Raw genomic sequence first — 25509 nt, forward strand, 5'->3', positions numbered from 1 at the left:
GGGGCGAGTCAACATGCGATCTGCTCAGGTGTGCGCGAGGCATTCCCATGTGAGCGACATCGGCAGGCAATGTTCAAGCGCGCCGCGTCTCAGGAGGCTTCGTGCAGCAAAATGGCCGTCTCGGACTTCGTCAAACTCCGCCGTGCAAAGGCCCCATAGGATTGCGGATCGAACTCGAAATTCGGATTGATCTCAAGCAGCCGGCGCCGATCCTCTTGGTCCAAGGCCGATAGAGCAGCACTGGCGGGATGGAAGCTCTCGGTTTCCACACCATTGGCCCACAGGATCTGATGCCGTGACAAAAGAATGTGGATGTAAGTCACTTCGCGCACCGCCAGATCGACGAGAATGGACCGGTCATTCACCAGATCCCGCGCCGCCACCAGCACTTCGGGCGTGTTGAAAAGCGCACGCGCCACATCACCCTGCAGAACCATGCGATGTTCCGGGCTGACCAAAAGCTCAGCATCGGGGCGGTCCGGACCCAGCGCACCGGGCCGGATGCGCACTGGGCGCAGATGCGGCATCGCAAAAAGCCGCGCGCCGCTCATCCGACGGCTGCCGATCCACTGAACCTCTTGCGCACCATTGTCCTTGGTCTGCACATAATCGCCTTCGCGCAGTTCCTCGACCAATCGCGGCCCTTCAGGCGTTTCAATCCGCGTGCCCGGCGTGAAGCAGATCACACCCCCTCTTCGGTGCCCTGCGCGGTCTGTTTGGTTTGCTGCAATGCGTGATGCACAACCCACATCTCGGTCTCGCGTGGTGGCACCTCGTCGAGGAACATCAGCAAAGGCTGCGCCCCGCCGCCGACCTCGATGACTGTGATCGTATAGCTCTTGATGCCGTTGGTGACGACGAAACAACTGTCGGTCAGCGCCTCGCTCACGTCTATCTGTTCGAGTTGTGTTGTGTTGGTACGCGCCGCTGTGACCAGCCGCCGGACCATTTTAGCTGCGCATCTGCGCCGCGTTTCATCTTGCTCTGTGTTCTCAAGCCGCAATACGCCGCTTGGCCCATCTACACGTACAGTATCCCCGCGCCACGACCACGTTGCCCCAACGGTCAAAGCCCCAAGTGGCGCTTCTTCCAAACCGTCTAATTCTGTCTGCGACCAGGAGATAACAAACGTGCCACGAAAGCTCGTTTCCATTACCTGAATGCCTGCCTTTTATTTTTTTATTAACCAAAGGTTAACAAAAGTGATTCGCTGAGGGAAGCCCTGAATTCACTTGGGTGAAACTATGTTGCGTGACGTCATGTGTTTTGGTCACAGACCTATAAGTGAATTTTCTCCTTTGGTCTGTGCGACAGGGCGTATAGCGTTGAGAAACCCTTATCGAGAAGGTGAACCAATGACGCCGCGAACACCACCCGACACATTTGCAGAGGCACTGTTGTCCTCACCACCCCGACTTGATGGCGGGCGACACGATCGGGCGCGGATTGGCTTTGTGCTGATCCCCAATGAGCAAACCATCGAAGAGGATATGATCCGACACATGCCCACGGGCGTCGGTGCGTTCTTTGCCCGCGCCACCATGCCGCGCGAAATCTCGACCGAAAGCCTGGCTCAGGTGCGCGGGTCTTTGGCCGGAGCCGCCCAGCGCATTTTGCCCGACGACGGGCTTGATGTGATCTGTTTTGCCTGCACCTCTGGCACCGTTGCCGTGGGCGAGCAGCAGACCTGCGAGGAATTGACCAAAGGCGTGCCCGGCGCGACCCCAACCTCTCTGGCAGGCGGCGTACGCAAGGCACTGGCAGCGATTGGAGCCAAAAAGATCGTTCTTGGCAGCCCCTATACCGATGCGTTGAATACCGCCGTTGTCGACTACCTGACAGGTGCAGGTCTTGAGGTTTTGTCAGCCCATGGCATGGGGCTTCACTATGACACCGAAATGGTGCGCGTGGCGCCAGAGTATATCAAGGACTACGCCCGCGCGATTGACCATCCCGATGCAGATGCCGTGCTGCTCAGTTGCGGGGCGCTGCGCAGTCTTGAGGTGGTGGATGAAATAGAACAGAGCTTGGGCAAACCCGTGATCTGTTCCAATCAGGCAATGCTTTGGGACTGCCTGCGATTGGCAGGTGTCAACGACAAGCTGCCCGGACTGGGACGTCTGTTGCGGGACTTCTAAAGCGCCCGCATCCAGAATTGCAGGTCGTGATCGGTCTCACCGGGCTGGTCGATATCTTTCCAGCGATACTGCGCGACAGCCCCCTCCACGGGCGCATATCCCCGCCTGTGCCAAAAGCCGTCCAATGGCCGGTGATCCTCAGGCCTGAGCGGGTGATCCACCGGTCGCACCACACCACAAAACGCCGAATGCGTACACCCAAGACCACGCGCATGCGCCTCACGTGCATCGAAAAACGCATGGCCCACCCCATGACCGCGATACTCCGGCAAAAGCACGCTTTCCGCGCAATAGAAGATGTCAACTAGAGCAATGCCAACACCACTCAGCGCCGCTGCAAAATCCTCGGCGTGGTCCACCATCGGTGTGCCAGTCGATGCCCCCACCAAACGGCCCCCATCAAAGGCACCAACCAGGATCGCATCGTCACTCTCACGATAGGTCTGAAGATAATCGCGCTCATAAGCCAGATCACCGTCATAAATATAAGGCCAGTCGCGAAAGACGGAGATCCTCAGTCGCGCTAGATCATCCAGAGCCATATCAAGCGCGGCTCCGGTCAGGACACGTGTCTCTATCATGGCCCGGCTCATTTCTGCGCCTGATCGAGAAGGTGTTTCAGCTCCTCCAGCAATACGGCCCGATCATAACCACGGTACCAAAGTACCCCTTCACGACGATGCTCCATCTCGGGACGCTCCTGAAACGTGGGCAATCGCCCGGTCATCTGACCTCGCGCATCCAGTGCATAGACAAACGGGATCCAGTTGATCAGCTCACCCCCTGCCCCGGTCTTCACAAGAACCCGGTCCGCGCCTGTGGCATATTTATGCTCAATCGCCGCAATAACAAAATTCTCGGCGGCAAAGCGGGCCAGCGCAGCGGCCTGCGCTTTGTCCTCTTGGGTGGCAAATTCGTTCATGTTGTACCCGGACTCACCTTCGAGCGTGTATTCGAAAAACCCGGACTCGCCCTTCAGGTAGTTCTTCAGCACATGGCACCAGATGCACCACTCGGCCCCGAGCATGACCAGAACTGTCTTGCCTGTCTCCTCCGCCCGCGCTTTTGCATCTGCCAGATGCCGTGTCTGATCCCCGCATTCATCGTAGCTCTCAGCGCGGCCGCCAAAGCAACTTTTCGAAATGACTTGCGGGAAGATGTCAAGCGTGGGTTTGGTCTCATCCGCCGCGCTTGGCAATGCGCCAAACAGCAGGCAGAAAAGCAAGACAACCCAGCGCGTCATGACACCTGACGCGTCCAGTCTGCGAGGTTGTAGTAGGTCACGACCCGGGAAATCTTGCCATCCGTCAGCGAAAAGAATGACCCCGCCGGAAGGCGATAGGTCTGCCCCTTGGCCTCGGGCAGTCCTTCGTCAGTCTCAAGATAAGTGCCGTTCACCACATACTCGGCCGCAGCACGCATACCTGCCTCGGCCTCGAACACCACCATATCGGTTAGCTTTTCACCGTAGCAGCGGTTCATGTGTTCGCAAAAGGCGCGAAATGCCTCTTTGCCCTGCCGCACCTGCCCTTCATTGACGTAGTGTGCCACATCATCGGACAGACAGGCCAGCATTGCGGCCACATCGCCCCGATTAAAGGCCTCAAAATAGGCTTGAACGGTGGCTGTTGTACTCATGTCTCGACCCTCGGTTCCCCCCAACGGGATTTGAGATGCTGGATGATCTGATCACGGCTCTGGCGATAGGCGTTGAGCTTCGCCTCGCGTGTCTCACCTAGCCCAGTGGGGTCCATAATCGGCCAGTAGACCACATCCAGATGAAAGACCCGTGTCAATTCCAGCGCCTTGCGCTGACTGGCCGGGCTGAGTGCCACAACCAGATCAAAAGACGACAGGTCATCGCCCCACTCTTCCATCTCGTCAAAACTGCGGGTGCGATGCCGGGCCAGTTCGACATCCATTTCCTGGCACACGGCAATGGAGAACCCGTCAATATCCATGTCTCCCATGACCCCGGCGGATTGCACATAGGTGCCCGTGCCATAGAATTTCTTCATGATGCCCTCGGCCATAGGCGAGCGCGCCGAATTGTGGTCACAGCAGAACAGAACGGACTGAGGAAGCTCCTCGGCCATGCGCATCAGCCCCCGAAATGCAGCACGCAGATCAGCGTAAAGAGCCGCCGCGCCGTGTCATTGTCGATCTCCGCCTTGCCCTCAAGGCGTTCTTCGAGCACACGCGCGCCCTCATTGTGAATGCCGCGCCGGGCCATGTCGATGGTCTCGATCTGGCTTGGGGGCAGGTTCTTCACCGCATCAAAATAGCTCTCGCAGATGGCCCAGTAATCCTTGACCACCTGCCGGAACGGGCTGAGCGAAAGATGAAACTCGGCCGCGGGTTTATTGTCCTCGGTCTGTACGTCAAAAACGAGCCGCTTTTCGCGAATGGCCAGCCCGACCCGGTAGGGGCCATCAGGTGCGATGCGATCATCGCGCTTGGGCAAAATGAACGAGTTTTCCTCGATCAGATCAAACATCGCCACCTTGCGCTCTTGCTCAATCTCGGGCGTGGGCGGCGGCAGGTTGGCGTCATCCAACTCAATATGACAAATACGGCTCATGGAACATCTCACTGGCAGTCTGGCCAGAGGTCTAGCGCAGGAAATGTAAACGGGCAATGGAATGCCGCGACGCAGCACAGCGTTTTTGCGACGGTGTGGTTTTGGGGGTGGGGCATAAAAGATGGTGGGCAGGATTGCCCACCCTACCGCGAAAGATAGTCCGGTGCTCTTCCAAGGCGAATATCGCGATGTAGGGAGGAGTAAGGCCAATCTACCGCATGCTCAACAAACCCGTGCTTCACCGGGTTCCCCCAACAGTAAGCGACATGGGCGGCATAGTCCGCCTCATTGCGGATCACATGCTCCCAAAAACGCCTTTGCCAAATACCACACTCTCGTTTTGCACGCTTGCTCGCCGACAAAGCCGTAGGGTGGGCAGTTCTGCCCACCGCGCCGCCCAGATTCCGGGAAAACCGGTGTTTGATCTTGCGCCAGCGCTCCGAAAAATCGCAATCGCCCGGCGGCAAAGTCCAGACCGCGTGCAAATGATCCGGCAAAACAACCATCGCGTCGCAGATCACGGGCATATCCCGGATCGTGGCGGCATAGGCTGCGCGCAGCTCGTGGATATGCGTCACAAGCAGATCCGAGCGGCGACTGGCAAGGTTCACCGTGAAGAAGTAACTTGCCCCGGAAACCCGGGCGCGGCGATAGTTTGGCATGTGCCGAGTAAAGCCGATATTGTGTTAATGCTTGGTTGACTTGGGCGGTGGGCAGAACTGCCCACCCTACGCTTGCTTTGCTGGTCATCGGCTTGTTAGTTCGACACATGTTGTATGCGGCGCAACCAAACATGAACGGCAATGCTAGTGATTAAATTTTTTCGCGAAAATAGGGAAATCTAAATATGGTTGTTTTGCCCGAAAGAGCCCTTGTACTTAAGCAGTCCAGCATCCTTAAACTCAATGTTCATGTAAATGAACTCGCAGAGCTGTTGGCCTTTGACTCCCCCTATGCAGAGACCAATGAGATAGTAGTCTACGGTCCATATTTTGATTTTGAATCTTTAGAAGAAGTCTGTGCACGTCTCAGAAACTGTGGACTAGAATACTGGGACGATTTCATGGACATAAAAGAAGATACCCCCGAATGGATAACTTTATACGTCGGCGGTTATAGAGCAAAGTAAGTTTCCCGCTGGCAGGTGGTGCTTCATCGCGCCTCAACGAACCCGTTATCGTCAAACTTTATTGAAACCGACCTTTCCATCTTCCTACCCCACCGCACGTGCCATTAACCCGCCCCCATACGGACATCCGCACCGACGCAATACCGACGTATTACCGACGCGATACCGATGTCGGAATTCCTAAAAAATAAGGGCGTTAAACACGATTCGGGGCGATCACCCCTGATTGAGCCGATCCAGCCGTGCGCGCACGCTCAACCCATGCGCCTCCAGGCTCTCGGAGATGGCCAGCGTTTCGGCCGCCGGGCCGATGGCCTTGAGCGCCTCGGGTGTCATCTTGGCCATCGTTGTTCGCTTGAGAAAGTCGAGCACATTGAGCCCGGATGAGAACCGTGCGGAGCGCGCGGTGGGCAGAACATGGTTGGGCCCACCCACATAGTCGCCAATGGCCTCGGGCGTCCAAGCCCCAAGGAACATGGCACCGGCGTGGGTGATTTGCGCGGCCAGAGCCTCGGGATCGGCCACGCAGAGTTCCAGATGCTCGGGCGCAATCCGGTCTGTCAGTTGGGTCGCAACATCGAGATCGGGCACAACAATGACCGCCCCATAGTCACGCCAACTGGCCCCGGCAATGGCGCGGCGCTCCAGTGTTTCAAGGCGCTTTTCAATAGCCGTTTCAACAGCTTGCCCAAAGCCCGCATCATTGGTGATCAAAATCGCCTGCGCGCTTTCGTCATGTTCTGCCTGGCTGAGCATATCCAGCGCGATCCAATCGGGATCATTATCCGCATCGGCAATGACGAGGATTTCTGACGGCCCCGCGATCATGTCGATGCCGACCTTGCCAAAGACCCGCCGCTTGGCCGCCGCTACAAAGGCATTGCCCGGACCCGTGATTTTATCAACCGGATCAATCGTTTCCGTCCCATAAGCGAGCGCCGCCACGGCCTGCGCTCCGCCCACGCGGTAAATCTCGTCTACCCCTGCAATCCGCGCCGCCAGCAGCACCGCAGGGTTGGCCACGCCATCGGGTGTGGGCACGACAATCGCCAGCCTCTCAACCCCGGCCACCTTGGCGGGGAGGGCGTTCATCAGGACAGAGGAGGGATAAGACGCCAATCCACCCGGCACATAAAGACCCGCCGCGGAAACCGGGCTCCAGCGCCACCCCAGAGTGGCTCCGTTTTCTTCTGTCCAGTTTGCATCTTCGGGGATTTGCTTTTCGTGATAGGCGCGAATGCGAAGCGCCGCAAGCTCGAGCGCTTTGCGTTCGTCATCAGGCACTTGTGCAACAAGCTCATCGATTTCGGCACGTGAGAACCGAAGCGTTTCAGGCGTCAGTTCCAGCCGGTCAAATCGCGCTGTCAACTCGATCAGTGCCGCATCGCCCCGGGCCCGCACATCAGCAATGATCTCGGCCACGACAGCATCCACATCGGGGCTGTCCTCGCGCTTGGCACTCAGCAGTGCACGGAAGGCATCTTCGAAATCAGCAGAACTGGCATCTAGGCGAACGGGCATAAGGCGATCCTTTCGCCGCGAGGCTTACAAGCTCGGTCTGATACGCTCAAGAGGCAGGTTAGTCGCCATGATCCGGCGCTTTGCCACTGACGGCTTTGTAGGGTCGTGTGACATCGCGTAGATTGACTTCCAACGCCTCTGCTTCTGCCCGGATCGCGCCGTCACCTGCCAGGGTCAGAACCACATATCCTGCGCCATCCTCGCCCGGTTCGAATGTGAGGGACAGCACGGATAGAATTGTATCTTTCTCTTTTCGATCAACCCCTTGACTGGATACACCAAGCACGTTGTCGATCACCAGAAGACTGCGCACCCGTTCTGCCCCATGACGGTCGCGACCGTCATCCTCCCAGCGGAACCGGTTGATCAGTATGGCCAGGCGGTGCTCTCCTGCGCGCCAGGTCATGTCGGCAACCGTGAACACCGCATCTTGCGTCAGCGACGAAATGACCTTGAGGTCGTCCTCATCCAAAGCCCCCAGATTCAGAGGGGTTTCGCTGCCGTCTTCAAATCGAGCGTCATCACTCATTCGCCTTGAACCCTTTCAATCTTGGCCCCGACATGGCCGAGCTTTTCCTCAACGCGCTCATAGCCGCGATCCAAGTGATAGACCCGGTTGACCAGCGTTTCACCCTCTGCCGCAAGCCCGGCAAGAATGAGCGAGACACTGGCGCGCAGATCGGTGGCCATCACTGGCGCGCCTTTGAGACGTTCGACCCCCGTGACAGTTGCCGTACCACCATGCACATCAATCTCCGCACCCATGCGCATCAACTCCGGTGCATGCATGAAGCGGTTTTCAAAGATCTTTTCTTCCAAGACGCTGGTGCCTTCGGCGGTGCACATCAGCGCCATCATCTGTGCCTGCAAGTCGGTTGGGAAGCCGGGGAACGGCTCTGTTACCACGTCCACAGCACGCACGCGTCCATTCTTGCGCGCCACCTTTAAGCCTGCTTTGGTTTCTTCCACAGACACGCCTGCTGCATCTAGCTTTTCACAAAAAGATTTGACCAGGTCGATCCGTCCTCCAAGGCATTCCACTTCGCCACCGCAAATCGCGGGGGCCAGCATGTAGGTGCCCAATTCAATCCGATCCGTCACCACCGGATGCGTCGCCCCGTCGAGCCGGTCAACCCCTTGAATTTCAAGGGTGCTGGTGCCCTCTCCAGTGATCTGAGCACCCATCTTTTGCAGGCAATGCACGAGATCAACAATCTCAGGCTCGCGCGCCGCGTTCTTGATGATCGTCGTGCCCTTGGCCAATGTCGCGGCCATCACAGCGTTTTCCGTGGCCCCCACGGACACGAAGGGAAATTCGACAGTGCCGCCTTTGAGGCCACCAACGGCTTTGGCGTGCACATAGCCTTCTTTCAACTCAAGATCGGCCCCCAGCGCTTCCAGCGCCTTGAGGTGCAAATCCACCGGGCGCGCGCCAATGGCACAGCCCCCGGAAGCGACGCCACCGCATGACCATCGCGCGCCAGCATCGGCCCCAGCACAAGGATCGAGGCGCGCATTTTGCGTACGATGTCGTAATCCGCCACATGGTTGGTCAGGTTATGACTTGATAGAGCAAGCACCTGCCCTTCCTGAAGGCTGGTGACTTCGACACCAAGGGACTGCAGCAGCGTGGTCATTGTTTTGATATCCGACAGCCGCGGCGCATTGGTCAGTGTCAAAGGCGCATCGCTCAGCAAGGTGGCGGGCATCAATGTCAGACACGCATTTTTAGCCCCTGCGATCGGGATTTGGCCGTTCAACGGGCCGTTGCCCGTCACGAGAATGGAATCCATGGTTAACTGTCCTTGTCCTTGCCTGCCTCAGTCTCTTCCCCAGCTTTGGCCCGGGCCTGTTGTTTGCGCCGGGCAAGATTTGCCTTCAGCGCGGCCTTGAGCCGGTCTTCGCGGCTTGAGGCCGCATTTCCCGGCTTGGAGGTGTGGGGTTTCGAGCTCATGCAGTCTCTCTACAGCAGACATCAAAAAGCGTCCAGATTACCCTTGCGCGAGGGTGCGGAACGGTCTAATCACCGCGCCACGCAAGGCGCTGCTGTAGCTCAGTGGTAGAGCGCACCCTTGGTAAGGGTGAGGTCGGGAGTTCAATCCTCCCCAGCAGCACCAGATGCAAGCTTTGCTGCCGAAACAACCGTACAGTTTGATTGATGAATGCGCCTCCGCATCTACCGCAAAGCCCGTTTTGCGTGCATTTACGCCCGATTTTACACGAATTTCGCCCGGAGCTTGCCTAATTTCACCCAAACGGCCATCTCCGTGCCGCGATGCGTGATGCAAATGCCGCGCTGGCGGGTTGACGCCGGGAGAGAGGAAACTGCCTCTTTCGCATGGGATAACCCCGTTCTATAACGGCATTCAGCGCCGGCCGCAGAGTCGGGAACCGTAGCAGTACATCGCATTAGGGTGCATTCCGATATGTCTATTTTCGACAAAATCCCCGGCCTGTTCACGTCGGACATGGCGATCGATCTCGGGACAGCGAACACGCTTGTCTACGTCAAAGGACGGGGTGTGATCCTGTCTGAGCCATCCGTCGTGGCCTATCATGTCAAGGATGGCGTCAAAAAAGTGTTGGCCGTAGGAGAAGATGCCAAGCTTATGCTGGGCCGCACGCCCGGAAGCATTGAAGCCATCAGGCCCATGCGTGAAGGTGTGATTGCCGATTTTGACACCGCCGAGGCAATGATCAAGCATTTCATTCGCAAGGTACATCGCCGGTCGTCTTTCTCGAAACCAAAGATCATCGTCTGTGTCCCACATGGTGCCACACCAGTTGAGAAACGCGCCATTCGTCAGTCGGTGCTGTCGGCGGGCGCACGGCGCGCTGGTCTGGTGGCCGAGCCGATTGCGGCCGCTATCGGGGCGGGCATGCCAATCACGGACCCAACCGGCAATATGGTGGTGGATATCGGCGGCGGGACCACTGAAGTGGCTGTTCTGTCGCTGGGTGATATCGTTTATGCGCGCTCGATCCGTGTGGGTGGTGATCGGATGGATGAAGCGATTATCAACTATCTGCGCCGCCAGCAAAACCTTCTGGTAGGCGAAAGCACAGCAGAACGGATCAAAACCTCAATCGGCACAGCCCGCATGCCCGATGACGGCCGCGGCACGTCGATGCAGATCCGGGGCCGTGACCTATTGAACGGTGTGCCCAAGGAAACCGAGATCAGCCAGGCGCAGGTGGCCGAGGCATTGGCCGAGCCTGTCCAACAGATTTGCGAAGCGGTGATGACCGCTCTGGAAGCCACCCCACCCGATTTGGCCGCCGACATCGTGGACCGTGGTGTCATGCTGACCGGTGGCGGCGCGCTTTTGGGGGATCTGGATCTTGCCTTGCGCGAGCAAACTGGTTTGGCCGTATCGATTGCGGATGACAGCTTGAATTGCGTTGCGCTTGGCACTGGCAAGGCGCTGGAGTTCGAAAAGCAGCTGCGCCACGCGATTGACTACGACAGCTGAAACGCCCACCCTCTGAGGGAAGGGGGTATATTTGGCCCGAGACAGAGCACAAAACGGAGACTATTCTGGTCCAATCAAGCGGCTGCTGATTGGCTTTCTGTTGTTGTGCCTCGTCGGTTTCTTTTTGGTGTGGCGCATTGACAGCCCAAGGGTGGAACGGTTTCGAGCGCAGGTCATTGACCGCGTTGTGCCCAGTTTTGATTGGGCCATGGCGCCCGTTACCGGAGCCGTGAACATCCTCCGTGACTTTCAAAGCTACCAGAGAATTTATCAACAGAACCAAGAACTTCGGCGCGAATTGCAACAAATGAAGGCGTGGAAGGAAGCTGCTCTTCAACTGGAGCAGGAAAACGCGCGGCTTTTGGATCTGAACAACGTGCAGTTGGACCCTCGCCTGACCTTTGTGACGGGTGTGGTTCTGGCTGATAGCGGCTCGCCGTTCCGGCAATCAGTGCTGATCAATGTCGGTGCGCGAGACGGGATCATTGATGGCTGGGCCACAATGGATGGGCTGGGGCTTGTCGGGCGCATTTCCGGCGTAGGCGACAACACCGCGCGCGTGATCCTTCTGACCGATACCTCCAGCCGTATTCCCGCAACGATCCAGCCTTCGGGCCAACAGGCACTTATCATTGGTGACAATACCGCTGTGCCGCTCATTGATTTCCTGGAACTGCCGGATCAAGTCCGCCCCGGTGACAGAGTGCTCACCTCTGGAGACGGCGGCGTCTTTCCAGCAGGGCTTTTGATCGGTCAGGTGGCGCAAGACCCTGGCGGGCGACTGCGCGTGAGACTCTCTGCCGATTACGAGCGGCTTGAATTTCTCAGAGTTCTGAGAAACCGGGGCAACGAAAAGCTAACGGACCCTGGTTCCCTTATCGGACCTGCCGAACCCGACCTTCCGCTGCAAGGGCCGCCCAGCCCGTTTGAAAGCTCCGAGGCCGCCGATGGTTGAGAATGCGGCTGTGCATATGTGGGCGATGCGCGTGATCTATGTCACGCTTGTCTTTCTGGTGATCTTCTTTCACCTTCTGCCGCTGCAAACCTTGCCACTTGGCTGGGCTGGTCCGGACATCTTGCTGGCGCTGACGATTGCCTGGGTGCTGCGGCGTCCGGAGTTTGTGCCGCCTGTTTTGATTGCCTTAGTATTCTTGCTGTGTGATCTGATGTTTCATCGACCACCTGGGCTCTGGGCCGCGCTTGTTTTAATCGGATGCGAAACATTGCGCGCACGTCACATAGACCTGCGCGATCTCACCTTCGCGATGGAATGGGCCTCTGTGACGACAACGCTGGTGACGATCACACTGATCTACCGCGCCATTCTGGCAGTGCTGGTTGTAGATCAAGCACCTCTCGGACTGAGCCTGATGCAGCTTGTCGCGACGCTGATTGCGTATCCTTTGGTTGTTGTGGTCTCGCAAAGCGTGTTCGGAGTGCGTAAATTGGCACCAGGAGACATTGACGCCCTTGGAGGCCGGACATGAGACGCCCAACACGAGACACCGCCGAAAGCCATCGCCTTGTCACACGGCGCAGCCTTGTGGTCGGTGGATCGATGGCGGCGTTTATGGGCCTGTTGGGTCTCAGGATGCGGTATCTGCAAGTCGAGCAGGCCGATCAGTTTCGCCTTTTGGCGGATGAAAATCGCATCAACATTCATCTCATCCCTCCCTCTCGGGGTCGCATTTTTGACCGCGAAGGGCGGGTGGTGGCTGAAAACGTTCCGTCCTACCGCATCAACATGATCCGGGAACAAGTGGGCGATGCTGATATTGACCAGGTGATCGAACGGCTAAGCCAATTGGTGACACTTGATCCCGCAGAGGTGGAAGCCGCGCGCGAAGACCTGCGCAAACTGCGCGGCGACACGCCCGTGACCCTTGCAGACCGTGTCAGTTGGGAAGACATCAGCCGTGTGGCGGTGAACACCCCGGCCCTACCCGGTGTGACACCCGAAGTGGGCTTGTCGCGGCATTATCCCTTGGGACCCGACTACGCGCATCTCATTGGCTATGTGGGTCCGGTCAGTGACCGCGATCTGGAAGAGATTGACGCCCCGGATGCTCTTTTGCTGATCCCACGTTTTCAGATTGGCAAGATTGGTCTGGAGTCCAAAAAAGAAGACACGTTGCGTGGCAAAGCCGGTAGCAAACGGGTCGAAGTCAACGCTGCGGGCCGCGTTATGCGCGAGATTGACCGTGTAGAAGGCGAGGCGGGTGCGGATGTCCAAGTCACTCTGGACAATGCCTTGCAAAGCTACGCCGCCGCGCGACTGGAAGGCGAGAGCGCCGCGGCCGTCGTGATGGACTGCGAAACCGGGGATTTGCTGGCGTGCACGTCCGCGCCAAGCTTTGATCCGAACCTCTTTGTGCGTGGCATCTCTGTAGCCAATTACAGAGCCCTTCTGGAGGACAAATACCGCCCCTTACCAAACAAAGCGATGCAGGGCGTTTATCCTCCGGGCTCCACGTTCAAAATGGTGACGGCGCTGGCAGCAATGGAGGCGGGCGTGGCAGACCCCAATGAAACGGTCTACTGCCCAGGGCATCTCAGGGTATCGAACCGGCGCTTTCATTGCTGGAAACGAGCTGGACACGGTAATGTGGACCTGCATCGCAGCCTGCGTGAAAGTTGTGATGTGTATTACTACGAAATGGCAGTGCGCACCGGCATCGATAAAATCGCTGAGATGGCCCGCAAGCTGGGTTTGGGCGTTGAGCACCAATTGCCACTGACCTCTGTTTCAGAAGGTCTAATCCCGACCAAGCTCTGGAAGGAAACAACGCGCAATGATGATTGGCGCGTAGGAGACAGTGTGAACGCCTCCATCGGTCAGGGCTTTGTTTTGGCGTCCCCTTTGCAACTGGCGGTGATGACCGCTCGCCTGGCAACTGGACGCTCCGTATCGCCACGTCTTGTGAAGTCGGTTGATGGTGTTGAGCAACCCGTGAACCGTGGCGAACCCCTAGGCATAAATGAGAACATGCTTCGCGAGGTTCGCAACGCTATGAATGCAGTGTCCAACAACAAGCGCGGCACAGGCTATCGCAGCCGGATCATAGAAGACGCCTTTCGCATGGCAGGCAAAACCGGCACAAGCCAGGTGCGCAACATCACCGCTGCAGAACGCGCGCGCGGTGTGTTCCGCAACGAAGACCTGCCTTGGGAGCGGCGCGATCACGCGCTGTTCGTCAACTACGCGCCGGTCGAAAACCCGCGCATTGCCGTGGCCGTCATTGTTGAGCATGGCGGTGGTGGCTCCAAGGCTGCGGCACCGATCGCACGAGATATCACTCTACAAGCACTATATGGGGGCGACCCACCGCTTGAAGCCTACCCCACCGCAGACAGGGATCGCATCCGCGAACAACAAGAACGCTTGCGGAGGGCACGCCCCAATTTTGATGACCCCAACAGCGACAGGGCCTAGTGCAGCGCGATGAGTTATCTTGAATATACCGTCAAGCACACGCCCACAGGCGTTCGCAAGCTACTCTACTTGAACTGGCCGCTGATTATACTGATCTCAGCCGTGGCCAGCGTTGGCTTCCTGATGCTTTACTCAGTGTCGGGAGGGTCTTTCTCTCCTTGGGCCGAGCCACAGATGAAACGCTATGTGCTCGGCCTTTTCGTCATGCTCTTTGTGGCAATGGTGCCGATCTGGTTTTGGCGCAACATGTCGGTGCTGGCCTATATCGTCTCGGTTTTGCTGTTAGTGGCTGTGGAACTTGTAGGTGTCGAGGGAAAAGGCGCGCAACGCTGGATCGACCTTGGATTTATGCGCCTGCAACCCTCGGAGCTGATGAAAGTGACGCTCGTGATGCTGCTTGCGGCCTACTACGACTGGCTGCCCTTACAAAAGATATCGCGGCCCTTGTGGGTCATTTTTCCGGTCATACTGATCCTGATCCCTGTGGCCCTGGTTCTCAAACAACCCGACCTCGGAACTTCGATCCTCCTTATCACTGGCGGCGGTTTGATCATGTTCATCGCTGGTGTTCATTGGGCTTATTTTGCAGCGGTGGTTGCCAGCGGCGTTGGTCTGATCACTGTCGTTTTCCAAAGCCGCGGCACAGACTGGCAGCTCCTGGCAGATTACCAGTTCCGCCGCATCGACACATTCCTTGATCCTGCAACCGATCCCTTGGGCGCGGGTTACCACATCACCCAATCCAAGATCGCGCTCGGCTCAGGAGGGTGGACCGGGCGTGGGTTCATGCAAGGCACGCAGTCACGTCTGAACTTCCTGCCCGAGAAACACACCGACTTTATCTTCACCACATTGGCCGAAGAGTTTGGGTTTGTAGGGGCCTTCTCGCTTCTCGTGCTTTACGCGCTAATCATCATCTTCTGTATATTCTCTGCACTGTCCAACAAGGATCGGTTTTCGTCCCTCCTGACTCTTGGAATCGCCGCAACATTCTTCCTCTTCTTTGCTGTCAACATGTCCATGGTGATGGGTTTGGCACCCGTCGTGGGCGTGCCGCTGCCGCTAGTCAGCTATGGAGGTTCGGCCATGCTCATCCTGATGCTGGGTTTTGGTCTTGTGCAAAGCGCACATGTGCATCGTCCGAGGTAATCCATGAGCATCAACGTTCTTTTCGCCGCCAAGGCCGAGCGGTGGGTGACTTATGAACCGACCCTGCAACAGGCATTTGGGGAGCTTGGTTTGGATGTGAACCTGCGCACGGAAATACCGCCTGAGGATGTGGACTATATCGTTTATGCCCCCAACAGCGACCTGCAGGACTTCACGCCTTACGCACGCACCAAAGCCGTGCTTGGCCTCTGGGCCGGGGTCGAGGATGTTGTCGGCAACCAAACCCTGACACAGCCCTTCGCCCGCATGGTGGATGAGGGCCTGACACGCGGCATGGTGGAATGGGTGACCGGCCATGTTCTGCGCCATCACCTTGGCATGGATATGCACATTCTGGGTCAGGACGGACAGTGGCGCGATCATGTGCCTCCTCTGGCAACAGACCGATCCGTGACCGTTTTAGGCATGGGCGCTTTGGGACAGGCTTGTGCCGAGGCGCTGAGCTTCCTGGGCTTTACCGTCACAGGGTGGTCACGCAGCCCCAAGGACATCGCAGGTGTGACGTGCCTTTCAGGCGATGACAGGCTGAGTGAAGCCTTGAGTGGCGCTCAGATTATCGTGCTTCTGCTGCCCTCCACACCAGACACCGAGAACACGCTCAACGCAGAGACCCTGGCTCTTCTGGAACCCGGAGCCACGGTGATCAATCCTGGACGCGGGCCCTTGATTGACGATGATGCGCTTCTCGAAGCATTGAATAGCGGGCAGGTCGGACATGCGACACTGGATGTGTTTCGCGTAGAACCTCTACCTCCCACGCATCCCTATTGGTCCCATCCCAACGTCACAGTCACCCCGCATATCGCGTCCGAAACCCGTCCGCTGTCAGCCTCTCGCGTCATCGCGGAAAACGTGCGCCGTGGCGAAGCAGGCGAGGATTTCATCAATCTGGTGGATCGCAAACTGGGGTACTAAACCCTTCTTCTGGCCAGAAGTATCCCCGCCGGAGGCATCCGGAATTTAGAAAATTCCGGCACCTTAAACGCAAGTCTCACCGCAATTTCGGCGGCAGGTCCGGGTTCATTCCCGGCGCGGCACCGGGCGTTGCTTTCAGTTCCGCTTTGGGCAAATCAAATCTCAAACCGACCAAAGCCATATGCGCACAAATCTGATCAGACGCTTGAAAAAACCCGACATCCAGCATAGCCGCTTCCAATCCGGAAAATTGCAGCACTTCCGAAACGGCCCGCGCCAGAGCCTCATCAGCACCGGGATGCGCATCCACAAACCCCAGAAGATGACCCTTGGCACCGGACTCGTAGCTCACACCAACAAGATAGGCCGCCTCTGCCAACCCTTCTGCCGCGGCCAGCCGCGCGTCAAGTGCTGTGACAAGGGATTCTGGCAAACCAGCCGGAGCATAGATTTCCTGCGGTTGTGCCTCCACCTCTATTGGCACATCTCCAAGCGTCTCAACCAGCCAAGCCATTGCTTCTGGTGGCAACAGCATTGCGGATGGCCCGGCTTCGAGATTCAAACCAAGGCCCAACTTGGCCTCAGCCAGCATTTCGGCCACAACGCGACCGGAAAGCGCCACGTAATGTGCTTCTTGACCCGCGAACCCCGCGAGGCGCTCTTCGGTGTCAAAGGCCAATACGAATGCCTGGCCGTCAACCTCAAAGGCCTGCGGGGCCACCTGATCCCCCTCCGCCTCACCGTCCAGAAGCAAAAACAGCTCCGCCGCCACAAGCGTTTCATAAAACCGCAGGCGTTCACTTTCACCACCAGCCTCCATAGCAGCATGCGCGCGGTCCAAGTGCGTTTCATCCATCTCGCATCACCTCTTGCACCCGTTTCCGTAGCACAGGCAACAATTCAGCCTCAAACCACGGGTGTTTCTTCAGCCAGCCGGTATTGCGCCAGGACGGATGCGGCAAAGGAAAAAGATCCGGGGCGTGACTGCGCCAGTCGGCCACCGTATCGGTCACCGGAGTTTTTACGCCCATGTGGTACTTTTGCGAATATCCCCCGACAATGACCGAGAGCCGGACCTTGTTCAGCGTCATCATCACCTTTTCATGCCAGGTCTTGCCACATATTTTGGGCGGCGGCAGGTCGGAGCCTTTGGCATCGTATCCCGGAAAGCAAAACGCCATGGGCACGATAGCCACGCGGCTTTGGTCATAGAATTCGTCCGGCGAAAGCCCGAGCCAATCGCGCAACCTGTCGCCGGAGGGATCATCAAAGGGCTTGCCGGACTGATGTACACGCATGCCTGGGGCCTGCCCTGCAATCAAAAGCCGTGCCGAAGGTTTGAACCAGGCCACTGGTCGCGGCGTGTGGCCCGTGTGCGTTGCGGCAAAGCGATCTGCGCAAATGCGGCAGGCCTGGATGTCTTTTGTAAGAGCCAAAACCTCAGGCCAGTGTGACGCCAGCGGCGGTCATCCCCTCAACCGCGGCGGCCAGCGACCCGTTGAGATCAATGGCACCGCATAGATCCTGCCGCACGGTCACGGCATATCCCAGCTTGGCGGCATCGACGGCAGAGAAATTCACGCAAAAATCCGTGGCCAACCCCACCATGGTCAATTGATCAATGCCACGCGTTTGTAAATAGCCATGCAAGCCCGTCGGCGTTTCGTGGTCATTTTCAAAGAAGGCGGAATAGCTGTCGATGGCCGGGTGATAGCCCTTGCGCACGATCATATCGGCGTGCGTGGTGTTCAGGTCGGGATGAAAGTCAGCTCCTTCAGAGCCCTGCACGCAATGATCCGGCCAGAGCACCTGCGGCCCGTAAGGCATGTCGATCATCTCAAGCGGTGCCTTGCCTGCGTGGCTGGAGGCAAAAGAGGAATGGCCCTCTGGATGCCAATCCTGCGTCAGGATCACGGCACCTGCGTCCTGCATCAGATCATTGATCCCGGCCACGATCTCATCCCCACCTGCCACGGCCAGCGCGCCGCCTGGGCAAAAATCATTTTGTACGTCAATTACGATCAGGGCATGGGTCATAGAGCACCTCCTCATTGCCTAAAAGGGGTAGGCACGCAAAGGTCTCGCGTCAATGGCTGGCCCCTTGCTCTAAAACTGACAAGGCCTTAGATCACGCGTTTATGTACACGATTGCAGCACTCTATCATTTCACGCGGTTTGATGACCCTGAAACGATTCAGGCGCCATTGCTTGAGCTGTGCGAGGCGCAGAAAATCTCTGGTTCGCTCTTGCTGGCGCGCGAAGGCATCAACGGCACCATCGCCGGACCGCGTGCCGGGATTAACACCGTGCTGGCTCATATCCGTGCCTTGCCCGGTTGTGCCGACCTGGAATGCAAGGAAAGCACAAGCGCCAGCCAACCCTTTCGCCGTCTCAAGGTGCGACTGAAAAACGAGATCGTGACGATGGGCCAACCTGATGTCGATCCAAAGGCGCGTGTCGGGCATTACGTGGAGCCAAAGGAGTGGAATGATCTCATCCAAAGCCCGGATGTCGCCGTTATCGATACGCGCAATGACTATGAGGTTGCGATTGGCACGTTTGAAGGTGCGATTGATCCCGAGACTGAGTCTTTTCGCGACTTCCCCGCCTGGTGGGAGGCCAACAAGGACCGGTTCCACAACAAACGCATCGCGATGTTCTGTACAGGGGGCATTCGGTGCGAAAAGTCGACCAATTACCTGCTCGGCCAAGGGGTTGAGGACGTCTACCACCTTAAGGGCGGTATTCTGAAATATCTTGAAGAGGTCCCCGAGGAGGACAGCACATGGCAAGGCAGTTGTTTTGTGTTTGATGGACGTGTGTCAGTTGATCACGGCTTGCGAGAAGGTCCGCACCTGCTTTGCCACGCCTGTCGTCGGCCAATCTTACCAGAGGATACAAATCGCCCTGAATACGAGGAGGGTGTGTCCTGTCATCAGTGTGCCTATGAGACGACCGAGACGGACAAGGACCGATTTCGGGAGCGGCAAAAGCAGATGGCCCTCGCCGAGGCGCGCGGGGAACGGCATATCAAGATTGTGCATGACGACTAGGCGGCCCGACAACCAGCAGGTATGGCTAGTGCGATGAACCAGAAAGACAGACCATGAGCGACCGGCGTCCTTCCGATATTGCCCGCACAGTTCTGGAAACTGAGACGAATGCGCTCAGCCAGATGCGCGAGGCCCTGCCCGATGCGTTTGATGCTGCAATTGAGCTTCTGCTGGCCACCAAGGGCCGGGTCATCGTCTCTGGTATGGGCAAATCTGGGCATGTCGCTGCCAAGATTGCCGCCACATTGGCGAGCACGGGCACGCCTGCACAATACGTACATCCCGGAGAGGCCAGCCATGGCGATCTGGGGATGGTGACAGCACAGGACGCGATGATCCTGATTTCGAACTCTGGCGAGACCAGGGAACTGGCTGACATCATCGCCCATTGCGCTCGGTTTTCTGTGCCAGTGGTTGCGATCACCAAAAAACCAAGAAGCACATTGGGACGTCAGGCAGATCACGTGCTGACATTGCCCGACGCCCCCGAAGCCTGCGGCATCGGCGCGCCCACCACATCAACCACCTGCACGATGGCTCTGGGCGATGCAATTGCGGTGGCCATGATGGAGCTACGTGGTTTTGAAAAAGAGAATTTCCTGGCATTTCATCCCGGAGGCACGCTGGGAGCCCAACTCTTGAAGGTATCCGCCGTGATGCACACCGGAGAGGAGCTGCCAGTTGTGACCCCAGACACCACTATGGGCGATACGCTTTTGGAGATGACAGCGAAAGGGTTTGGTGTGGCTGCAGTCGTCGTTGACAACCGCCTGCATGGCGTGATCACCGACGGTGACCTGCGCCGCAACATGGACCAGTTGATGACGCGTTCTGCGGGCGAAGTGGCAACGCAGAATCCCATGACGACAAGCCCTGATACTCTCTTGGTTGAGGCGCTAGGTGTGATGAACACAAACAAGCGGACGGTGCTTCTAGTCGTTGAGGATACCGGCGCGCTTTGCGGTCTGGTCCATATACACGACGCGCTGCGCGCGGGTGTGGCCTAAACTTTTCTGAAAAGTTTAGGCAAAAGCCTTCAGAAGGCTTTTGCGGCGACTACCCTGCAACCTCATCCAAAGCCGCGCGCAGCAAATCCCATCTGCCTTCAAGCGGATAGTGGTGATTGCCGACAAAGAGTCCGTTCTGGTCAATATCATTGGCATGACGCAGCTCACCATGGATCACATGATCCATGTGCTTGGTTACAACATCGTTCTTGGCGAAATTGCCCGCCACGATGGGACGGCAATCGACATAGTACTTTCCCAGCGCTGCGATCAGATCGGCGCGGCTGAAGCCCGCATCCGGCTCCACTACCATGGAAAAGCCAAACCAGCTGCTCTCCCCAATTTCCCGCTGAATGCGGATCTGAGGGTATCCCTGCATGAGCGCGCGGAACTGTTCGGCATTCTTGCGCCGCTCAGAGACGATCATCGGTAATTTGGCAATCTGCTCCTGCCCGATCGCCCCGCTCATCTCCAGCGGGCGCAGGTTGTAGCCGGGCAGGACAAACTTGAAGCTTTCCTCAAAGGGATCGTCCGATTTTTCGCCCGTCACATGGTTGATTTTGGGCAAATGCCGTGTCCAGCCATGAGAGCGCACCGACAGCATGATGTGGTAAAGCTCTTCGTCATCGGTGACGACAAGCCCGCCTTCCATGGTGGCGATATGGTGGGAAAAGAAAGATGAGTAGCTGCCCGCGATGCCAAACGTTCCGGCCTGCCGCCCCTGATAGGTGGCCCCAAGGCTTTCGCAATTGTCTTCCAGGATCAGGATGTCCCGGTCAGCGACAATGGCTTTGATCCGGTCAAACTCATTGGGATTGCCCAAAAGGTTCACCACCATGATCGCGCGGGTTGCGTCCGTGATGGCGTCCGCCAGAGCCTCAAGATCATAGTTGAGCGTGTTAGGATCGATATCCACGAACTTTTGCAAAAGCCCATACTGATGCAGCGGATAGTAGGTCGTGGACCAGCTCACCGCAGGCACGATGACCTCAGCCCCTTCCGGCAAACCGTGTTTGGAATGATACCGCAGGGCCGCCACGATGATCAGGTTGGCCGACGACCCGGAATTGACCATCACCGCATGGGCCGATCCCATGGCGCGGGCAAACTGGTCTTCGAACTTGGCCACTTCCGCCCCCATCGAGAACATGCCGGATTTCACCACGCGCTCGATGGCGGCGTATTCCTTCTCGTCCCAGCTTGTGGTGGCCAATGGAAATCCGTCGGTATCACTCATGCGTCGCCTCGTTTCAAAAGGTCCTGAAAGTGCAAATATGTCTGTGCGATACCGTCTTGCAGAGTGGTTTTTGGCGTCCAGCCAAAACGTGTCTGCGCGCTAACGTCGAGAAGTTTCTGCTTCATACCGGTGGGCTTTGAAAGGTCATGCGTGAAATGACCCTTCCATCCGATCACTTTTGCCGCTTCTGTGTAGTACTCATTGATCGAATAGTCATAGCCCAAACCGATATTCATCATACCTGGCAGGCTCTCAAACCCGTCTACCGCGGCCCAGACACCGTCTGCCAAATCCTCTGAGAACATGAATTCCCGCCGCGCTGTGCCGTCCCCCCAGATTTCAACCGTGTCTGCGCCTTGTTCTTTTGCCTCATGCACCTTGCGGATGATCGCCGGAACTAGATGCGAGACCTTGGGGTCGAATTTGTCGTTGAGCCCATAGAGATTGCAGGGGATGAGCGTTTTATAGGCTAAATCAGCACGTTCCTGAGAAACGAAGGCACAGAGCCGGGCGACCGCTACCTTGGCCAGGCCGTAGCCCTCGTTTGTTGGCTCAAGCTCCCCTTTTCCAAGGCTCTCTTCGTGCAGAGGATTGGGCGCGTCATGTGGATACATGCAGGAAGACCCAAGGTTGAGCACCTGCGGCACACCTGCCTCGCGCGCGGCCAGAACCACGTTGAAGCCCATGTCCATATTGTCCGCCAGAAAGGCGGCAGGTGAGGCCATGTTGGCTTGAATCCCGCCCACACGCCCGGCGGAATGAATGACAATATCCGGCTTTTCACTGGCCAGGATCGCCATCACCGTCTCGCGGTGCGTCAGATCAAGATCGGCACTGTTGGGGGCCAAAACCTGATGCTCGGACGCGCGATCATGCGCCTGAATGGCGCGGCCCACCATCCCGCGCCCGCCTGTCAAAAAGACCTTCATGCGCGCGGCAGTCCTGCTTTGGCCTCTTCCAGATCACTCAGGGCCATTTCCTCGACCAGTTGCTCAAATGGGGTTTCCGGCTCCCAGCCCAGTTGCTGACGCGCCTTGCTGGCATCACCCAAAAGCGTCTCCACTTCGGCAGGCCGGAAATAGGTCGGATCGACCCGGACAATGATCTTACCCGTCTCGTCGCGACCTACCTCATTCACGCCTTCGCCCTCAAAGGTCACTTTCATGTCCAGTACACTGGCCGCACGTTCTACAAACTCGCGCACAGAATACTGTTGCCCCGTGGCAATGACGTAATCCTCAGGCGTGTCCTGTTGCAGCATAAGCCACATCATCTTGACGTAGTCGCGCGCATGGCCCCAGTCGCGTTTGGCGCTCAGATTTCCGAGACGCAGTTCATCCTGCACGCCCAGCTTGATACGCGCTAAGGCACGGGTGATCTTGCGCGTGACAAATGTTTCGCCGCGAATAGGGCTTTCGTGGTTAAAGAGGATCCCGTTGCAGGCGTAGATGTCATAGGCCTCACGATAATTGACCGTGATCCAATACGCATACAGCTTGGCCACCGCATAGGGGCTGCGGGGATAAAAGGGTGTCGTCTCACGCTGCGGCGTTTCCTGCACCAGCCCATAAAGCTCGGACGTGGAGGCTTGGTAGAAGCGGGTCTTTTCACCCAACCCGAGAAAGCGGATCGCTTCCAGCAAACGCAGCGCACCCATTGCATCAGAGTTCGCGGTGTATTCGGGCTCTTCAAAGCTTACCGCGACATGTGACTGCGCGGCCAGGTTGTAAACTTCATCAGGCTGCACGGATTGCAAAATACGGGTCAATGACGAGCTATCGGTCATATCCCCGTGGTGCAGTTGAAATCGCCCCGATTGCCCCGGTTCGCCTTCAAACAGGTGATCAATACGAGCTGTGTTGAAGAGCGACGTGCGCCTCTTGATTCCATGCACCTCATAGCCCTGATCCAGGAGGTATTCCGACAGATACGCCCCATCCTGACCCGTGACGCCTGTGATCAATGCTTTTTTCATGGGCTGCGCCCTCGCTTACTTTCCTTTGCTGTTCGGATACTGGGTTGGCGGAGAAATGAACAGAGGGTTGATTGTTGTTTCAACCAAGAGACCCAACAACAGCAACGCAGACATCGTCTTATACGGCAGAAAGCACAATTGACGCGAAAACGATCAAGGTCACAAGCGCCAACATCGCGGCGACAATCAATTTGGGCTTGGAAACATGGCCGTATTTTTTGGGGAATGACGGATCAAGTTGAATACAAAAGAAAAACCGCAGCCAGCTGTATCGACGCTTGTTTTCAATGGCGTGCCGTTTGTAGCGGCCGTATTGCGTGCCCAAAAAACAGCGATACGCACAGGTCAAAAATAACAGGTAAGCCAACAAGAACAACAGGATAGTGGCAACAGCCACCACGCCATTTGGTTGATCAAATACACCGCCCACCGTCAACTTCCATGCAAACACCCGTAATCATACTCGCTTCATCACTGCAAAGGAAGGCGGCTGCATTGCCCATGTCTTGTGGTGTTGAAAAGCGGCCCAGAGGAATGGTCGACAGGAACTTTTCACGCATCTCGGGCGTGTCTTCCCCCATGAAACTCGCCAGCAGCGGCGTTTCCCCGGCCACGGGGTTGAGCGCGTTCACGCGTATACCCGACGGTGCGAGTTCAACAGCCAATGCGCGCGTGGCGGTGATCATCCAACCCTTTGAGGCATTGTACCAGTTGAGCTTGGGACGAGGGCTGACTCCAGCCGTTGAAGCGACATTGAGTATTGCGCCAGAGCCGCGCTCTTTCATTGCGGGGACAAAGGTGCGTGCGGCCAGATAAACGGACTTGCAATTGACTGCGAATACCCTGTCAAAATCTTCTTCGGTGACATACTCGGCCGCTTGCGGCAGATGCGTGATACCGGCGTTGTTGACGATAATATCGGGCGCACCAAACGTCTTGTCAGCGGCCTGCGCCAAGGCCTGCATGCTGGCCCCATCCGAGACGTCCACTGGACAAGCGGATGCGCCCAACTCATTGGCCAGAGTCAGCGCTGCTGTCGCGTTGATATCAGCTATCATCACCTGCGCGCCTTCGGCCAAAAACTTGCGTACGATGCCCTCACCGAACCCACTGGCTCCGCCTGTGACGATTGCCGTTTTGCCCTCCAGTCGCATCATGCACCTCCCTTGTCCTGCCGTTCTTGGTAAAGCCTTTGTCGCGGACGCGCCAGTCAACAGCCACAAGGTCTTGTCTTATCCATCAAAAGGAGTGACCGATGATTCCGAAGTTTGGTTCCGAAACCGCTCTATTGCTTATTGACGTGCAAAAAGGCGTCAATGCTCTGACCCATTGGGGAGGCCCAACAGGGCGACGCAACAATCCAGATGCTGAGGCCGAAATGGCACGGCTGCTGGAGACCTGGCGCACAGCGGGCCTGCCGGTGATGTTCACGCAGCACGACTCGCGCGAGGCGGCTTCGCCTTTGAAACTCTCTTTGCAAACAGGCGAGATGATAGATGGGTTTGAGCCGCGCGATAGCGACATCGTCATCCAAAAGGACGTGAACTCAGGATTTGTTGGCACTAACCTTGAGTTGCGCATGCGCCAGCTTGGCGTGTCACGTCTGGTGATCGTCGGGTTTTTTACCAATTTCTGCGTCGAAACCACAACGCGAATGTCCGGAAACATGGGGTATGACACCTATCTGGTGCCCGATGCTTGCGCGACGACGAACCGCGTGGGGCCAGATGGCATGGATTATGACCCGGATCTGGTGCATGCCATGTCTGTCGCGTCGCTCCACGGCGAATTCTGCACGGCAATCACCCCGGATCAGGCGATTGCTCTGACCAAGGCTGACGCCCCGGATTTAGAGCGCGCGCAAGGCAACGAGTAGA

28 protein-coding genes, 1 tRNA gene and 2 pseudogenes are annotated in these 25509 nt (G+C 57.3%); 12 read left to right on the forward strand and 19 right to left on the reverse strand.

Features of this window, described 5'->3' with window-relative positions; translation table 11 throughout:
* Nucleotides 1-89 precede the first annotated feature (89 nt).
* Nucleotides 90-1153, reverse strand: a pseudogene (locus tag RZS32_RS04535) (Hint domain-containing protein).
* A gap of 202 nt (nt 1154-1355) precedes the next feature.
* On the opposite strand from RZS32_RS04535, the gene RZS32_RS04540 reads away from it, so the two are divergent.
* Entirely contained in the window at nt 1356-2138 is a 783-nt protein-coding gene (locus tag RZS32_RS04540; RefSeq protein WP_317055842.1) for a maleate cis-trans isomerase family protein, read from the forward strand.
* Here the strand turns inward: RZS32_RS04540 and RZS32_RS04545 are convergent.
* The 6 genes from RZS32_RS04545 to RZS32_RS04570 form a co-directional block, all read right to left on the reverse strand.
* Nucleotides 2135-2719 (reverse strand): GNAT family N-acetyltransferase, encoded by a 585-nt coding sequence (locus RZS32_RS04545; protein ID WP_317055843.1) that lies wholly within the window; start codon nt 2717-2719, stop codon nt 2135-2137. The two genes, RZS32_RS04540 and RZS32_RS04545, sit on opposite strands and share 4 nt — an antisense overlap.
* A gap of 8 nt (nt 2720-2727) precedes the next feature.
* Complete coding sequence (locus RZS32_RS04550) at nt 2728-3381, reverse strand: thioredoxin family protein (RefSeq protein WP_317055844.1); 654 nt, start codon at nt 3379-3381, stop codon at nt 2728-2730.
* Nucleotides 3378-3776 carry a ketosteroid isomerase-related protein gene (locus RZS32_RS04555; protein WP_317055845.1) on the reverse strand — a complete coding sequence of 133 codons (399 nt, stop codon included), beginning with the start codon at nt 3774-3776 and terminating at the stop codon, nt 3378-3380. Before RZS32_RS04555 ends, RZS32_RS04550 begins: the two co-directional genes overlap by 4 nt.
* The gene (locus tag RZS32_RS04560; protein ID WP_317055846.1) at nt 3773-4234 is read right to left on the reverse strand and encodes a low molecular weight phosphatase family protein; all 462 of its coding nucleotides are present in this window, start codon (nt 4232-4234) and stop codon (nt 3773-3775) included. The genes RZS32_RS04555 and RZS32_RS04560 overlap by 4 nt, the downstream gene beginning before the upstream one ends.
* Before the next feature lie 5 nt (nt 4235-4239).
* Nucleotides 4240-4719, reverse strand: a complete 480-nt coding sequence (locus tag RZS32_RS04565) for a UPF0262 family protein (RefSeq protein ID WP_317055847.1) — start codon at nt 4717-4719, stop codon at nt 4240-4242.
* 143 nt (nt 4720-4862) lie between these two features.
* On the reverse strand, nt 4863-5381 hold the full coding sequence (locus tag RZS32_RS04570; RefSeq protein ID WP_317055848.1) for an REP-associated tyrosine transposase: 519 nt from the start codon (nt 5379-5381) through the stop codon (nt 4863-4865).
* Nucleotides 5382-5566: 185 nt separating this feature from the next.
* Between RZS32_RS04570 and RZS32_RS04575 the strand changes: the two genes are divergently transcribed.
* Nucleotides 5567-5848, forward strand: coding sequence for a hypothetical protein (locus RZS32_RS04575; protein ID WP_317055849.1), 282 nt, complete (start codon nt 5567-5569; stop codon nt 5846-5848).
* Nucleotides 5849-6064: 216 nt separating this feature from the next.
* On the opposite strand, the gene hisD is transcribed toward RZS32_RS04575, so the two are convergent.
* The 4 genes and pseudogenes from hisD to RZS32_RS04595 form a co-directional block, all read right to left on the reverse strand.
* A complete protein-coding gene (gene hisD / locus RZS32_RS04580; RefSeq protein WP_339106819.1) occupies nt 6065-7369 on the reverse strand; it encodes a histidinol dehydrogenase in 1305 nt (434 codons plus the stop codon).
* Between the two features lie 58 nt (nt 7370-7427).
* Nucleotides 7428-7898, reverse strand: coding sequence for a DUF2948 family protein (locus RZS32_RS04585; protein ID WP_317055851.1), 471 nt, complete (start codon nt 7896-7898; stop codon nt 7428-7430).
* Nucleotides 7895-9162, reverse strand: a pseudogene (murA, locus tag RZS32_RS04590) (UDP-N-acetylglucosamine 1-carboxyvinyltransferase). The gene RZS32_RS04585 and the pseudogene murA overlap by 4 nt, the downstream one beginning before the upstream one ends.
* Nucleotides 9163-9164: 2 nt before the next feature.
* Nucleotides 9165-9323, reverse strand: a complete 159-nt coding sequence (locus tag RZS32_RS04595) for a hypothetical protein (RefSeq protein WP_317055853.1) — start codon at nt 9321-9323, stop codon at nt 9165-9167.
* An 88-nt stretch (nt 9324-9411) separates the two neighbouring features.
* Between RZS32_RS04595 and RZS32_RS04600 the strand changes: the two genes are divergently transcribed.
* The 7 genes from RZS32_RS04600 to RZS32_RS04630 all read left to right on the forward strand — a co-directional run bounded on the left by RZS32_RS04600 (nt 9412) and on the right by RZS32_RS04630 (nt 16360).
* A tRNA-Thr gene (locus RZS32_RS04600) sits at nt 9412-9486 on the forward strand.
* A 309-nt stretch (nt 9487-9795) separates the two neighbouring features.
* Nucleotides 9796-10842 carry a rod shape-determining protein gene (locus tag RZS32_RS04605; RefSeq protein ID WP_317055854.1) on the forward strand — a complete coding sequence of 349 codons (1047 nt, stop codon included), beginning with the start codon at nt 9796-9798 and terminating at the stop codon, nt 10840-10842.
* A gap of 31 nt (nt 10843-10873) precedes the next feature.
* Nucleotides 10874-11797, forward strand: a complete 924-nt coding sequence (gene mreC, locus RZS32_RS04610; RefSeq protein WP_317055855.1) for a rod shape-determining protein MreC — start codon at nt 10874-10876, stop codon at nt 11795-11797.
* Nucleotides 11790-12329, forward strand: a complete 540-nt coding sequence (locus tag RZS32_RS04615; RefSeq protein ID WP_317055856.1) for a rod shape-determining protein MreD — start codon at nt 11790-11792, stop codon at nt 12327-12329. Before mreC ends, RZS32_RS04615 begins: the two co-directional genes overlap by 8 nt.
* A complete protein-coding gene (mrdA, locus tag RZS32_RS04620) occupies nt 12326-14275 on the forward strand; it encodes a penicillin-binding protein 2 (protein ID WP_317055857.1) in 1950 nt (649 codons plus the stop codon). Before RZS32_RS04615 ends, mrdA begins: the two co-directional genes overlap by 4 nt.
* Before the next feature lie 9 nt (nt 14276-14284).
* Nucleotides 14285-15424: a rod shape-determining protein RodA gene (gene rodA / locus RZS32_RS04625; RefSeq protein ID WP_317055858.1), complete on the forward strand. Its 1140-nt coding sequence runs from the start codon at nt 14285-14287 to the stop codon at nt 15422-15424.
* A 3-nt stretch (nt 15425-15427) separates the two neighbouring features.
* Nucleotides 15428-16360, forward strand: a complete 933-nt coding sequence (locus RZS32_RS04630; protein WP_317055859.1) for a 2-hydroxyacid dehydrogenase — start codon at nt 15428-15430, stop codon at nt 16358-16360.
* Nucleotides 16361-16436: 76 nt separating this feature from the next.
* Here the strand turns inward: RZS32_RS04630 and RZS32_RS04635 are convergent, their stop codons facing one another.
* From RZS32_RS04635 to pncA, 3 genes are read right to left on the reverse strand one after another with little or no spacing between them, the layout of a single operon-like run.
* Nucleotides 16437-17216, reverse strand: coding sequence for an SseB family protein (locus RZS32_RS04635; protein ID WP_317055860.1), 780 nt, complete (start codon nt 17214-17216; stop codon nt 16437-16439).
* The gene (locus RZS32_RS04640) at nt 17209-17796 is read right to left on the reverse strand and encodes a uracil-DNA glycosylase family protein (protein ID WP_317055861.1); all 588 of its coding nucleotides are present in this window, start codon (nt 17794-17796) and stop codon (nt 17209-17211) included. Before RZS32_RS04640 ends, RZS32_RS04635 begins: the two co-directional genes overlap by 8 nt.
* A gap of 4 nt (nt 17797-17800) precedes the next feature.
* Complete coding sequence (gene pncA, locus RZS32_RS04645) at nt 17801-18397, reverse strand: bifunctional nicotinamidase/pyrazinamidase (protein ID WP_317055862.1); 597 nt, start codon at nt 18395-18397, stop codon at nt 17801-17803.
* 101 nt (nt 18398-18498) lie between these two features.
* Between pncA and RZS32_RS04650 the strand changes: the two genes are divergently transcribed.
* Together RZS32_RS04650 and RZS32_RS04655 are read left to right on the forward strand one after the other, a co-directional pair.
* Nucleotides 18499-19413, forward strand: coding sequence for a rhodanese-related sulfurtransferase (locus RZS32_RS04650; protein WP_317055863.1), 915 nt, complete (start codon nt 18499-18501; stop codon nt 19411-19413).
* Nucleotides 19414-19466: 53 nt separating this feature from the next.
* On the forward strand, nt 19467-20420 hold the full coding sequence (locus RZS32_RS04655; protein ID WP_317055864.1) for a KpsF/GutQ family sugar-phosphate isomerase: 954 nt from the start codon (nt 19467-19469) through the stop codon (nt 20418-20420).
* A 49-nt stretch (nt 20421-20469) separates the two neighbouring features.
* On the opposite strand, the gene RZS32_RS04660 is transcribed toward RZS32_RS04655, so the two are convergent.
* The 5 genes from RZS32_RS04660 to RZS32_RS04680 form a co-directional block, all read right to left on the reverse strand.
* Entirely contained in the window at nt 20470-21657 is a 1188-nt protein-coding gene (locus RZS32_RS04660; protein ID WP_317055865.1) for a DegT/DnrJ/EryC1/StrS family aminotransferase, read from the reverse strand.
* Nucleotides 21654-22586 carry a GDP-L-fucose synthase family protein gene (locus RZS32_RS04665; RefSeq protein ID WP_317055866.1) on the reverse strand — a complete coding sequence of 311 codons (933 nt, stop codon included), beginning with the start codon at nt 22584-22586 and terminating at the stop codon, nt 21654-21656. Before RZS32_RS04665 ends, RZS32_RS04660 begins: the two co-directional genes overlap by 4 nt.
* Nucleotides 22583-23632: a GDP-mannose 4,6-dehydratase gene (gene gmd / locus RZS32_RS04670; protein WP_317055867.1), complete on the reverse strand. Its 1050-nt coding sequence runs from the start codon at nt 23630-23632 to the stop codon at nt 22583-22585. The genes RZS32_RS04665 and gmd overlap by 4 nt, the downstream gene beginning before the upstream one ends.
* 118 nt (nt 23633-23750) lie before the next feature.
* Nucleotides 23751-24068, reverse strand: coding sequence for a hypothetical protein (locus RZS32_RS04675; RefSeq protein ID WP_317055868.1), 318 nt, complete (start codon nt 24066-24068; stop codon nt 23751-23753).
* Nucleotides 24046-24786 carry an SDR family oxidoreductase gene (locus tag RZS32_RS04680; RefSeq protein ID WP_317057844.1) on the reverse strand — a complete coding sequence of 247 codons (741 nt, stop codon included), beginning with the start codon at nt 24784-24786 and terminating at the stop codon, nt 24046-24048. The genes RZS32_RS04675 and RZS32_RS04680 overlap by 23 nt, the downstream gene beginning before the upstream one ends.
* 101 nt (nt 24787-24887) lie before the next feature.
* On the opposite strand from RZS32_RS04680, the gene RZS32_RS04685 reads away from it, so the two are divergent.
* Nucleotides 24888-25508 carry a cysteine hydrolase family protein gene (locus RZS32_RS04685; RefSeq protein ID WP_317055869.1) on the forward strand — a complete coding sequence of 207 codons (621 nt, stop codon included), beginning with the start codon at nt 24888-24890 and terminating at the stop codon, nt 25506-25508.
* The last annotated feature ends 1 nt before the right edge of the window (nt 25509 follow it).

Source organism: Roseovarius sp. W115 (assembly GCF_032842945.2).
Lineage (GTDB): Bacteria > Pseudomonadota > Alphaproteobacteria > Rhodobacterales > Rhodobacteraceae > Roseovarius > Roseovarius rhodophyticola.

Bases quoted from the DNA above. Each gene is read 5' to 3' on its own strand.
- RZS32_RS04540 (WP_317055842.1), top strand. From the start codon at position 1,356: ATGACGCCGCGAACACCACCCGACACATTTGCAGAGGCACTGTTGTCC.
- RZS32_RS04545 (WP_317055843.1), bottom strand. From the start codon at position 2,719: ATGATAGAGACACGTGTCCTGACCGGAGCCGCGCTTGATATGGCTCTG.
- RZS32_RS04550 (WP_317055844.1), bottom strand. From the start codon at position 3,381: ATGACGCGCTGGGTTGTCTTGCTTTTCTGCCTGCTGTTTGGCGCATTG.
- RZS32_RS04555 (WP_317055845.1), bottom strand. From the start codon at position 3,776: ATGAGTACAACAGCCACCGTTCAAGCCTATTTTGAGGCCTTTAATCGG.
- RZS32_RS04560 (WP_317055846.1), bottom strand. From the start codon at position 4,234: ATGGCCGAGGAGCTTCCTCAGTCCGTTCTGTTCTGCTGTGACCACAAT.
- RZS32_RS04565 (WP_317055847.1), bottom strand. From the start codon at position 4,719: ATGAGCCGTATTTGTCATATTGAGTTGGATGACGCCAACCTGCCGCCG.
- RZS32_RS04570 (WP_317055848.1), bottom strand. From the start codon at position 5,381: ATGCCAAACTATCGCCGCGCCCGGGTTTCCGGGGCAAGTTACTTCTTC.
- RZS32_RS04575 (WP_317055849.1), top strand. From the start codon at position 5,567: ATGGTTGTTTTGCCCGAAAGAGCCCTTGTACTTAAGCAGTCCAGCATC.
- hisD (WP_339106819.1), bottom strand. From the start codon at position 7,369: ATGCCCGTTCGCCTAGATGCCAGTTCTGCTGATTTCGAAGATGCCTTC.
- RZS32_RS04585 (WP_317055851.1), bottom strand. From the start codon at position 7,898: ATGAGTGATGACGCTCGATTTGAAGACGGCAGCGAAACCCCTCTGAAT.
- RZS32_RS04595 (WP_317055853.1), bottom strand. From the start codon at position 9,323: ATGAGCTCGAAACCCCACACCTCCAAGCCGGGAAATGCGGCCTCAAGC.
- RZS32_RS04605 (WP_317055854.1), top strand. From the start codon at position 9,796: ATGTCTATTTTCGACAAAATCCCCGGCCTGTTCACGTCGGACATGGCG.
- RZS32_RS04615 (WP_317055856.1), top strand. From the start codon at position 11,790: ATGGTTGAGAATGCGGCTGTGCATATGTGGGCGATGCGCGTGATCTAT.
- mrdA (WP_317055857.1), top strand. From the start codon at position 12,326: ATGAGACGCCCAACACGAGACACCGCCGAAAGCCATCGCCTTGTCACA.
- rodA (WP_317055858.1), top strand. From the start codon at position 14,285: ATGAGTTATCTTGAATATACCGTCAAGCACACGCCCACAGGCGTTCGC.
- RZS32_RS04630 (WP_317055859.1), top strand. From the start codon at position 15,428: ATGAGCATCAACGTTCTTTTCGCCGCCAAGGCCGAGCGGTGGGTGACT.
- RZS32_RS04635 (WP_317055860.1), bottom strand. From the start codon at position 17,216: ATGGATGAAACGCACTTGGACCGCGCGCATGCTGCTATGGAGGCTGGT.
- pncA (WP_317055862.1), bottom strand. From the start codon at position 18,397: ATGACCCATGCCCTGATCGTAATTGACGTACAAAATGATTTTTGCCCA.
- RZS32_RS04650 (WP_317055863.1), top strand. From the start codon at position 18,499: ATGTACACGATTGCAGCACTCTATCATTTCACGCGGTTTGATGACCCT.
- RZS32_RS04655 (WP_317055864.1), top strand. From the start codon at position 19,467: ATGAGCGACCGGCGTCCTTCCGATATTGCCCGCACAGTTCTGGAAACT.
- RZS32_RS04660 (WP_317055865.1), bottom strand. From the start codon at position 21,657: ATGAGTGATACCGACGGATTTCCATTGGCCACCACAAGCTGGGACGAG.
- RZS32_RS04665 (WP_317055866.1), bottom strand. From the start codon at position 22,586: ATGAAGGTCTTTTTGACAGGCGGGCGCGGGATGGTGGGCCGCGCCATT.
- gmd (WP_317055867.1), bottom strand. From the start codon at position 23,632: ATGAAAAAAGCATTGATCACAGGCGTCACGGGTCAGGATGGGGCGTAT.
- RZS32_RS04680 (WP_317057844.1), bottom strand. From the start codon at position 24,786: ATGCGACTGGAGGGCAAAACGGCAATCGTCACAGGCGGAGCCAGTGGG.
- RZS32_RS04685 (WP_317055869.1), top strand. From the start codon at position 24,888: ATGATTCCGAAGTTTGGTTCCGAAACCGCTCTATTGCTTATTGACGTG.